This window comes from Mucilaginibacter sp. P4_E8 (assembly GCF_056401495.1).
The window spans coordinates 1-9664 of the sequence record NZ_JBFUJG010000166.1; the positions used below are offsets into that span (position 1 = coordinate 1).

The following is a 9664-nucleotide window of genomic DNA, read 5'->3' on the forward strand; positions in this document are numbered from 1 at the left end:
GTAATAGAAGAGGTTAATGAAGAGAAAAAGAAATTAAAAGTAATGGTAAAGATATTTGGGCGCCGTACGCCGCTTGAATTGAATTACATGCAGGTAGAAAAAGAATAGTTTTCAAAATTTCGGATGTCGAATTTTCGATTTCGGAATTTGTTGAATTTAAAATATAAGATAGAAGAGCACGGGAATAAATTCGAAATGGAATATCCCAAATCCGAAATCAAAACAATCTTAAATGTTACTTAGCTTCCACTTACTAACATTGAGTTATAATTAAAGTAAATTAAAATGGCAAAAGAAATCGGTGCGATGGTAAAGCTGCAGGTAAAAGGCGGCGCTGCAAACCCATCACCGCCAATTGGACCTGCATTAGGTGCAAAAGGGGTGAACATAATGGAGTTTTGCAAGCAGTTTAATGCACGTACCCAGGATAAACCTGGTAAAGTGTTGCCTGTTTTGATTACTGTTTACGTTGATAAATCTTTCGATTTTATCATTAAAACCCCTCCGGTTGCAATCCAGTTATTGGAAGCAACAGGTTTAAAAAGTGGTTCAGCAGAGCCCAACCGTAAAAAAGTTGCCAATGTAAATTGGGAACAGGTTGAAACTATTGCTAAAGATAAAATGGTGGATCTTAACGCATTCACAATTGAATCAGCCATGAAAATGGTGGCAGGTACTGCCCGTAGTATGGGAATAACCGTATCAGGTACGGCTCCCTGGAATTAATTAATTTATATTAAAATCAGTTTAAGACAGTGGCTAGATTAACAAAAAATCAGAAAGTGGCACTCTCCAAAATTGAGGCAAACAAATCGTATTCATTAGAAGCTGCGTCGGCTTTAGTAAAGGAATTAACCCTTACCAAGTTTGACTCATCTGTTGATATAGACGTTCGTTTAGGTGTTGACCCGCGTAAAGCCAATCAAATGGTACGTGGTATTGCAACATTACCTCATGGAACCGGTAAAACTGTACGTGTACTGGTGCTTTGTACTCCTGATAAGGAACAAGAAGCAAAAGACGCAGGTGCGGATTACGTAGGTTTGGATGATTATATTGCCAAGATTGAAGGCGGATGGACTGATGTTGATATTATCATCACTATGCCAAGTGTTATGGCTAAGGTAGGTCGTTTAGGTCGTATATTAGGCCCACGTAACCTTATGCCAAACCCTAAATCAGGAACAGTAACTCCAGAAGTTGGAAAAGCTGTAACTGAGGTAAAAGGTGGTAAAATCGACTTCAAGGTTGATAAAACAGGTATCATCCATACCTCAATAGGAAAAGCATCTTTCCCTGCAGATAAAATTTATGAGAATGCATTAGAAGTATTGCAAACTATCTCAAAATTAAAACCATCTGCAGCAAAAGGAACATATTTCAAGAGTATTCATATCTCTTCAACCATGTCGCCTGGAATTGCAATTGAAACTAAAACAGTAGCGGGGATTTAATCATGAATAAAGAAGAAAAACACGACCTTGTTCTTGCCCTTACTGAACAGATGAAAGAATACGGTAATTTTTATATTACTGATACTTCTGATCTATCGGTTGCAAAGATCAATAACATCCGTCGTAAATGTTTCGAAAGCGACATTACGATGAAGGTAGCGAAAAATAGCTTGATTAAAAAAGCTATGGAAGCTGCGGGCGGTGATTACACTCCAATATATGATGTATTAAAAGGTTCATCATCAATCCTTTTCTCAAAATCAGCAACTGCTCCGGCAAAGCTGATCAAACAATTAAGGAAACAAGGTGACAAACCAGTTTTAAAAGCAGCATATATTGATTCAGCGATATTTATCGGTGATAATCAGATCGATACTTTGATCAAACTAAAATCAAAGGAACAACTGATTGGAGAGATAATTGGATTACTGCAATCACCTGCAAAAAACGTTATTTCTGCACTGCAATCAGGCGGAACTATCATCGCAGGTGTTGTGAAAACATTACAGGAAAGAGGTTAACGAACACCTTATTAAAGTTCGATATTAAAAAACAAAAAGCATTAAAAGTAAAATTTAAATAAAATGGCGGATTTAAAAGCGTTTGCTGAACAGTTGGTAAACTTAACAGTAAAAGAAGTAAACGAATTAGCTCAGATCTTAAAAGATGAGTATGGTATTGAGCCTGCTGCTGCAGCTGTTGCTGTTGCTGCTGCTCCTGCTGGTGGCGATGATGCCCCTGCTGCTGCTGCAGAACAAACAGCATTTGACGTTATCCTGAAAGAAGCAGGTGGCGCTAAATTAGCAGTTGTTAAATTAGTTAAAGACTTAACCGGTCTTGGTTTGAAAGAAGCTAAAGACTTAGTTGATGGTGCACCTAAAGAAGTAAAAACTGGTGTTACTAAAGAAGAAGCCGAATCTCTGAAAAAACAATTAGAAGAAGCCGGAGCAGTAGTTGAGGTTAAATAATTTAACCTACTAAAATATAGCATGAGACTCCGACCTATTTTGGTCGGGGTCTATTGCTGTTTATATTACCCCCATTTTTGTTTGAAGTTCAGGAAAAACTTTAATCAAACAAGTATAAGTTTATTAATAAACTAAAATTATAATACCTTGGCAAACAAAAATAATCAAAGAGTAAACTTTGCAACCAGTAGAAAGGTACTTGATTACCCTGATTTTCTGGATGTTCAGTTGCAATCTTTCCAGGAATTTTTTCAATTGGAAACCACCTCAGACAACCGTTATAAAGAAGGTTTGTTTAAAGTGTTTGCCGAAAATTTTCCTATATCAGATTCAAGAAACATCTTTGTTTTAGAGTTTCTTGACTACTTTATTGATCCGCCACGTTATGATATACAAGAGTGTATTGAGCGCGGATTAACTTACAGTGTACCTTTAAAAGCCAAGCTTCGCCTGTCATGTAATGATGAGGAGCACGAAGATTTTGAAACAATTGTACAGGACGTGTACCTGGGAACTATCCCTTACATGACCCCTAAAGGTACTTTTGTTATTAACGGTGCCGAGCGTGTAATTGTATCGCAGTTACACCGTTCACCAGGTGTGTTCTTTGGTCAAAGCCGCCACACCAACGGTACAAAATTATATTCGGCCCGTGTTATACCTTTCAAAGGTTCATGGATTGAGTTTGCAACTGACGTTAACAACGTGATGTATGCTTACATTGACCGTAAAAAGAAATTCCCGGTTACTACACTGCTTCGTGCCATTGGTTATGACTCTGATAAAGATATATTAGAGTTGTTTGAACTGGCCGACGAAGTAAAAGTAAGCAAATCAGGCCTGAAGAAATTCATTGGCCGTAAGCTTGCTGCAAGGGTGCTCAAAAAATGGGTTGAAGATTTTGTGGATGAAGATACAGGTGAAGTTGTTTCTATCGACCGTAATGAGATCATTCTTGAGCGTGAAACCGTACTGGAAGATGACCATATTGATATGATCATTGATGCTGGTGTTAAAACTATCATTCTTAACAAAGAAGATGCTTCAACCAGCGGTGATTATACTATTATATATAATACCTTACAAAAAGATACTTCCAACTCAGAGAAAGAAGCGGTTGAGCATATCTACCGTCAATTACGTAACGCTGAACCACCTGATGAAGAAACAGCCCGTGGTATCATTGATCGTTTATTCTTCTCTGATAAAAGATATGACCTGGGCGATGTGGGCCGTTACCGCATCAACCGTAAGTTGAAACTGAATACCTCTGATGAAACAAAGGTATTAACCAAGCAGGATATCATTGCCATTGTTAAGTACCTGATCAAACTGATCAACTCTAAAGCTGAGGTGGATGATATTGATCACTTGTCAAACCGTCGTGTTCGTACAGTGGGTGAGCAGTTATATGCTCAGTTTGGTGTTGGTTTGGCTCGTATGGCACGTACTATACGTGAGCGTATGAACATCCGTGACAACGAGGTGTTTACCCCAACCGACCTGATCAACGCGCGTACATTATCATCTGTGATCAACTCATTCTTCGGAACAAACCAGTTATCACAGTTCATGGACCAAACCAATCCACTGGCAGAGATCACGCACAAGCGTCGTCTGTCAGCCTTAGGGCCCGGTGGTCTGTCACGTGAGCGTGCAGGTTTCGAGGTTCGTGACGTACACTACACCCACTACGGTAGGTTGTGTACTATTGAAACTCCGGAGGGACCAAACATTGGTTTGATTTCGTCACTTTGCGTACACGCCAAGATCAACAACTTAGGCTTTATCGAAACGCCGTACAAACGTGTGGTTGAAGGTAAAGTACAGGTTCAGGAGCCGGTTATTTACCTGTCTGCAGAAGATGAAGACGGTAAAACTATTGGCCAGGCCAACGCGCATTATGATGATAACGGTGTATTTGCTCTTCCACGTGTTAAAGCACGTTTTGAGGGTGACTTCCCGATCATTGAGCCTGAAAGACTTGATTTGATGGATATTGCTCCAAACCAGATCACCTCGATCGCGGCTTCATTAATTCCGTTCCTGGAACATGATGATGCTAACCGTGCATTGATGGGATCAAACATGCAACGCCAGGCTGTACCTTTGTTACGCCCTGAAGCGCCAATTGTTGGAACCGGACTGGAAGGTCGTGTTGCAAAAGATTCACGTACACTGATCAATGCCGAAGGCGATGGTGTGGTTGAATATGTTGATGCAAACGAAATCCGTATTAAATATGACCGTAACGAACTTGACCGCCTGATTTCATTTGATGGCGATTCAAAAAGCTACCGTTTAACCAAGTTCAAGAAAACCAACCAAAGTACTACCATGAACCTTAAGCCAATTGTTAGAAAAGGCCAAAGGGTATCAAAAGGCGAGGTGCTTTGCGAAGGTTATGCCACACAGGCTGGTGAACTTGCATTAGGCCGTAACCTTAAAGTGGCATTCATGCCTTGGCAAGGTTACAACTTTGAGGATGCGATTGTTATATCTGAGCGTGTAGTATCACAGGATATTTTCACTTCTCTTCACGTTGAAGAGTTTGAACTGGAAGTACGTGATACCAAACGTGGTGAAGAGGAATTGACACCAGATATTCCTAACGTATCAGAAGAAGCTACCAAAGATCTTGACGAAGACGGAATTATCCGTGTTGGTGCCGAGGTTAAGGAAGGCGATATCCTGATAGGTAAGATCACTCCAAAAGGTGAGTCTGATCCTTCACCGGAAGAAAAACTGTTACGTGCCATATTTGGTGATAAAGCAGGTGATGTTAAAGATGCATCCCTGAAAACTCCGCCATCAATTGCTGGTGTGGTTATTGATACCAAATTATTTAGCCGTGCTAAGAAAACTTCAAAAGCTGAGGAAAAAGCACAGTTAGAGAAACTTGATAACAAACATGATAAAGCAGTAAAAGATCTTAAAAACACTTTGATCGAAAAGTTATTTGAGATCGTGAACGGTAAAACATCACAAGGTGTTTACAACGTTTACAAAGAGCTTCATGTACCAAAAGGTGTGAAATTCACTCAGAAAATATTAGTTGAGCTTAATTATGAAAATATTAACCCAACTAAATGGACAACTGATGATGATAAGAACGATCAGATAAAAACCTTACTTCATAACTACAACATTAAAGTTAATGAGGAATTGGGTGCTTATCGTCGTGATAAATTCGCTATCAGTGTGGGTGATGAGCTGCCATCAGGTATAGTTCAAATGGCTAAAGTTTACATCGCTAAAAAGCGTAAGCTTAAAGTGGGTGACAAAATGGCCGGTCGTCACGGTAATAAAGGTATTGTTGCACGTATTGTACGTGACGAGGATATGCCTTTCCTTGAAGACGGAACACCGGTTGATATTGTGTTGAACCCGCTGGGTGTACCTTCACGTATGAACTTAGGGCAGATCTATGAAACCGTATTAGGTTGGGCAGGTAAAGAGCTTGGTATTAAATTTGCAACTCCGATTTTTGATGGTGCAAGCCATGAAGAAGTGGAGGAGTGGGTTAAAAAGGCAAACTTGCCAGAATCAGGCCGTACCTATTTATACAATGGCTTAACAGGTGATCGTTTTGACCAACAGACCACGGTAGGTATCATATACATGCTGAAACTGGGTCACATGGTTGATGATAAGATGCACGCACGTTCAATAGGGCCATACTCATTAATTACACAACAGCCATTGGGTGGTAAAGCCCAGTTTGGTGGTCAGCGTTTTGGTGAGATGGAGGTTTGGGCACTCGAAGCATTCGGTGCATCAAACATACTGCAGGAAATATTAACCGTTAAATCGGATGATGTTATCGGTCGTGCTAAAACTTACGAGGCTATTGTTAAAGGTGAAAACCTGCCAACACCATCAGTTCCTGAATCATTCAACGTATTGGTTCATGAATTAAGAGGTTTAGGTTTAGATATCACATTGGAATAAGGTTAAAGCTTAAAGGTTAAAGGTGAAAGGTTTAGGACACAACGTCGAAGCCTTTTGCCTTTCACCTTTTACCTTTCACCTCAACTTTAAAAAACAAGGAGACTATGTCTTACAAAAAGGATAATAAAATCAAAAGTAATTTCACCACAATTACAATCAGCCTGGCCTCTCCCGAGTCCATCCTTGAGCGTTCAAGCGGTGAGGTTTTAAAACCAGAAACCATCAACTACAGGACCTATAAACCTGAGCGCGATGGTTTATTCTGCGAACGTATTTTTGGTCCGGTTAAAGATTATGAGTGCCATTGCGGTAAATACAAGCGTATCCGTTATAAAGGTATTGTTTGCGACCGTTGCGGTGTTGAAGTAACCGAAAAGAAAGTACGTCGTGAGCGTATGGGCCACATTAACCTTGTAGTTCCTGTTGCGCATATCTGGTATTTCCGTTCGTTACCAAATAAAATTGGATACTTATTAGGTTTACCTACAAAAAGGTTAGACCTGATCATTTACTACGAACGTTATGTTGTTATACAACCAGGTATTAAAGAAGCAGACGGTATCCAGAAAATGGATTTCCTTACTGAAGAAGAATACCTTGACGTATTAGATACCCTGCCTAAAGAAAACCAGTACCTTGATGATAAGGATCCGCAAAAATTTGTGGCCAAAATGGGTGCTGAGGCTTTAGAGGAATTATTAAAACGCCTTAATCTTGACGAGTTATCATATAACTTACGTCACCAGGCAGCAAACGAAACTTCACAACAACGTAAAAACGAAGCTTTAAAACGTTTACAGGTTGTTGAGGCTTTCCGTGATGCAAAAACCAGGATTGAAAATAACCCTGAGTGGATGATCGTTAAGATCGTTCCGGTTATCCCGCCTGAACTGCGTCCGTTGGTGCCTTTGGAAGGTGGTCGTTTCGCTACTTCAGATTTAAATGACCTTTACCGTCGTGTAATTATCCGTAACAACCGTTTAAAACGTTTGATCGAGATCAAAGCACCGGAAGTTATTTTACGTAACGAAAAACGTATGTTACAGGAAGCTGTAGATTCGTTATTTGACAACTCGCGTAAAGTAAACGCTGTTAAAACCGAAGGTAACCGTGCATTGAAATCACTTTCAGATATCCTGAAAGGTAAACAAGGCCGTTTCCGTCAAAACTTATTAGGTAAACGTGTGGATTACTCTGCCCGTTCGGTAATTGTTGTAGGTCCTAACCTTAAATTACACGAGTGCGGTTTACCAAAAGATATGGCTGCCGAGCTGTTTAAACCATTTATCATTCGCAAAATGATTGAGCGTGGTGTGGTTAAAACAGTAAAATCTGCCAAAAAAATTGTTGACCGTAAAGACCCATTAGTTTGGGACATTCTGGAAAACGTATTAAAGGGACACCCTGTATTACTAAACCGTGCACCTACGCTGCACAGGTTGGGTATCCAGTCGTTCCAGCCAAAATTGGTTGAAGGTAAAGCTATCCAGTTGCACCCGTTAACCTGTACCGCCTTCAACGCGGATTTTGACGGTGACCAGATGGCTGTTCACGTACCACTTGGTAACGCGGCAATTTTGGAAGCCCAAATACTGATGCTTGCATCGCACAACATCCTTAACCCTGCAAACGGAACACCTATTACAGTTCCATCTCAGGACATGGTACTTGGTTTGTACTACATAACCAAAGGCCGTAAAACAGATGAAGGACGCGTTGTAAAAGGCCAGGGTTTAACTTTTTACTCTGCAGAAGAAGTAATTATTGCTTATAACGAGCGGAAGATTGACCTGCATGCCTTTATAAAAGTTAAAGCTTTTACTAAAGACAAAGATGGCAGCATTGTAAGCAAAATCATTGATACCACTGTTGGTCGTGTATTGTTTAATCAGCACGTTCCGGTTGAAGTAGGTTATATTAACGAATTGCTAACCAAGAAGTCACTGCGTGATATTATTGGTGAGGTAGTGAAAATTACCGGTATGGCACGTGCGGCCCAGTTCCTTGATGATATTAAGGAATTAGGTTTCAAAATGGCATTCCAGGGTGGTTTATCATTTAACCTGAAGGATATTAATATCCCTGCTGAAAAAGTTGCACTTATCGAACAAGCTTCTAAACAAGTTGAAGAGGTAATGGGTAACTACAACATGGGTTTCATTACCAACAACGAACGTTACAATCAGATCATCGATATCTGGACCCGTATCAACAACCGCTTAACCGCGAATGTGATGGAGATCCTATCGACAGATAATCAAGGCTTTAACTCAGTGTACATGATGCTTGATTCAGGTGCACGTGGTTCTAAAGAGCAGATCCGTCAGCTTGCAGGTATGCGTGGTTTGATGGCTAAGCCTCAAAAATCAGGTTCAGGTGGCGAGATCATTGAAAACCCGATCCTTTCAAACTTTAAAGAAGGTTTGTCAGTATTGGAATACTTTATCTCAACCCACGGTGCTCGTAAAGGTTTGGCGGATACGGCGTTGAAAACAGCTGATGCTGGTTACTTAACCCGTAGGTTGCATGACGTTGCCCAGGATATGATTGTTGGTGAGGTTGATTGCGGTACTTTAAGAGGTATCTACACAACAGCGCTAAAAGATAACGAAGATATTGTTGAGCCATTATATGACCGTATTTTAGGTCGTACTACTTTACATGATGTACATGACCCTATTACCAACGAATTGTTGGCTCAGGCAGGTCAGGACATTACAGAAGAGGTTGCCAAGAAAATAGAGAACTCTCCGCTTGAAGGTGTTGAAATACGTTCAGTATTAACATGCGAAAGCAAGCGTGGTGTGTGTGCATTATGTTATGGCCGTAACCTTGCCAGCGGTAAACGCGTTCAAAAAGGCGAGGCTGTAGGTGTAATTGCTGCACAGTCTATCGGTGAGCCGGGTACACAGTTAACATTACGTACATTCCACGTGGGTGGTACCGCCTCAAACATTGCTGCTGAGTCGCAGATCAATGCAAGGTTTGATGGTATCATTGAATTTGAGAACGTTCGTACGGTTGAATACACTACCGAAGAAGGTAAAGTAGATGTGGTATTAGGCCGTTCAGGTGAGTTCCGCATTACCGAAGAAGGAAGTAATAAAGTTATTGTTACCAACAACATTCCATACGGTTCATACCTGTATGTAAAAGATGGTACCAAAATAACCAAAGGCGACCGTATTTGTTCATGGGATCCATACAATGCCGTTATCATATCTGAATTTGCAGGTTTAACCCAGTTTGAAGCCGTATTAGAAGGTATCACTTTCCGTGAAGAATCTGACG

6 protein-coding genes and 1 pseudogene are annotated in these 9664 nt (G+C 40.5%); all 7 read left to right on the top strand.

The window, feature by feature from the left end:
- A pseudogene (locus AC1DRQ_RS27310) lies at positions 1–108 on the top strand (transcription termination/antitermination protein NusG); the annotation flags it as partial.
- Between the two features lie 177 nt (positions 109–285).
- The gene (gene rplK, locus AC1DRQ_RS27315) at positions 286–726 is read left to right on the top strand and encodes a 50S ribosomal protein L11 (protein WP_477428642.1); all 441 of its coding nucleotides are present in this window, start codon (positions 286–288) and stop codon (positions 724–726) included.
- 29 nt (positions 727–755) lie between these two features.
- Positions 756–1454 carry a 50S ribosomal protein L1 gene (rplA, locus tag AC1DRQ_RS27320; protein WP_429394349.1) on the top strand — a complete coding sequence of 233 codons (699 nt, stop codon included), beginning with the start codon at positions 756–758 and terminating at the stop codon, positions 1452–1454.
- A gap of 2 nt (positions 1455–1456) precedes the next feature.
- Positions 1457–1975, top strand: a complete 519-nt coding sequence (gene rplJ / locus AC1DRQ_RS27325) for a 50S ribosomal protein L10 (protein ID WP_429394352.1) — start codon at positions 1457–1459, stop codon at positions 1973–1975.
- A 63-nt stretch (positions 1976–2038) separates the two neighbouring features.
- The gene (rplL, locus tag AC1DRQ_RS27330; protein ID WP_094570061.1) at positions 2039–2422 is read left to right on the top strand and encodes a 50S ribosomal protein L7/L12; all 384 of its coding nucleotides are present in this window, start codon (positions 2039–2041) and stop codon (positions 2420–2422) included.
- A gap of 147 nt (positions 2423–2569) precedes the next feature.
- Positions 2570–6373 (top strand): DNA-directed RNA polymerase subunit beta, encoded by a 3804-nt coding sequence (rpoB, locus tag AC1DRQ_RS27335; protein ID WP_429394356.1) that lies wholly within the window; start codon positions 2570–2572, stop codon positions 6371–6373.
- 104 nt (positions 6374–6477) lie between these two features.
- On the top strand, positions 6478–9664 hold a 3187-nt coding region (gene rpoC / locus AC1DRQ_RS27340), incomplete at its 3' end, for a DNA-directed RNA polymerase subunit beta' (RefSeq protein ID WP_477428645.1).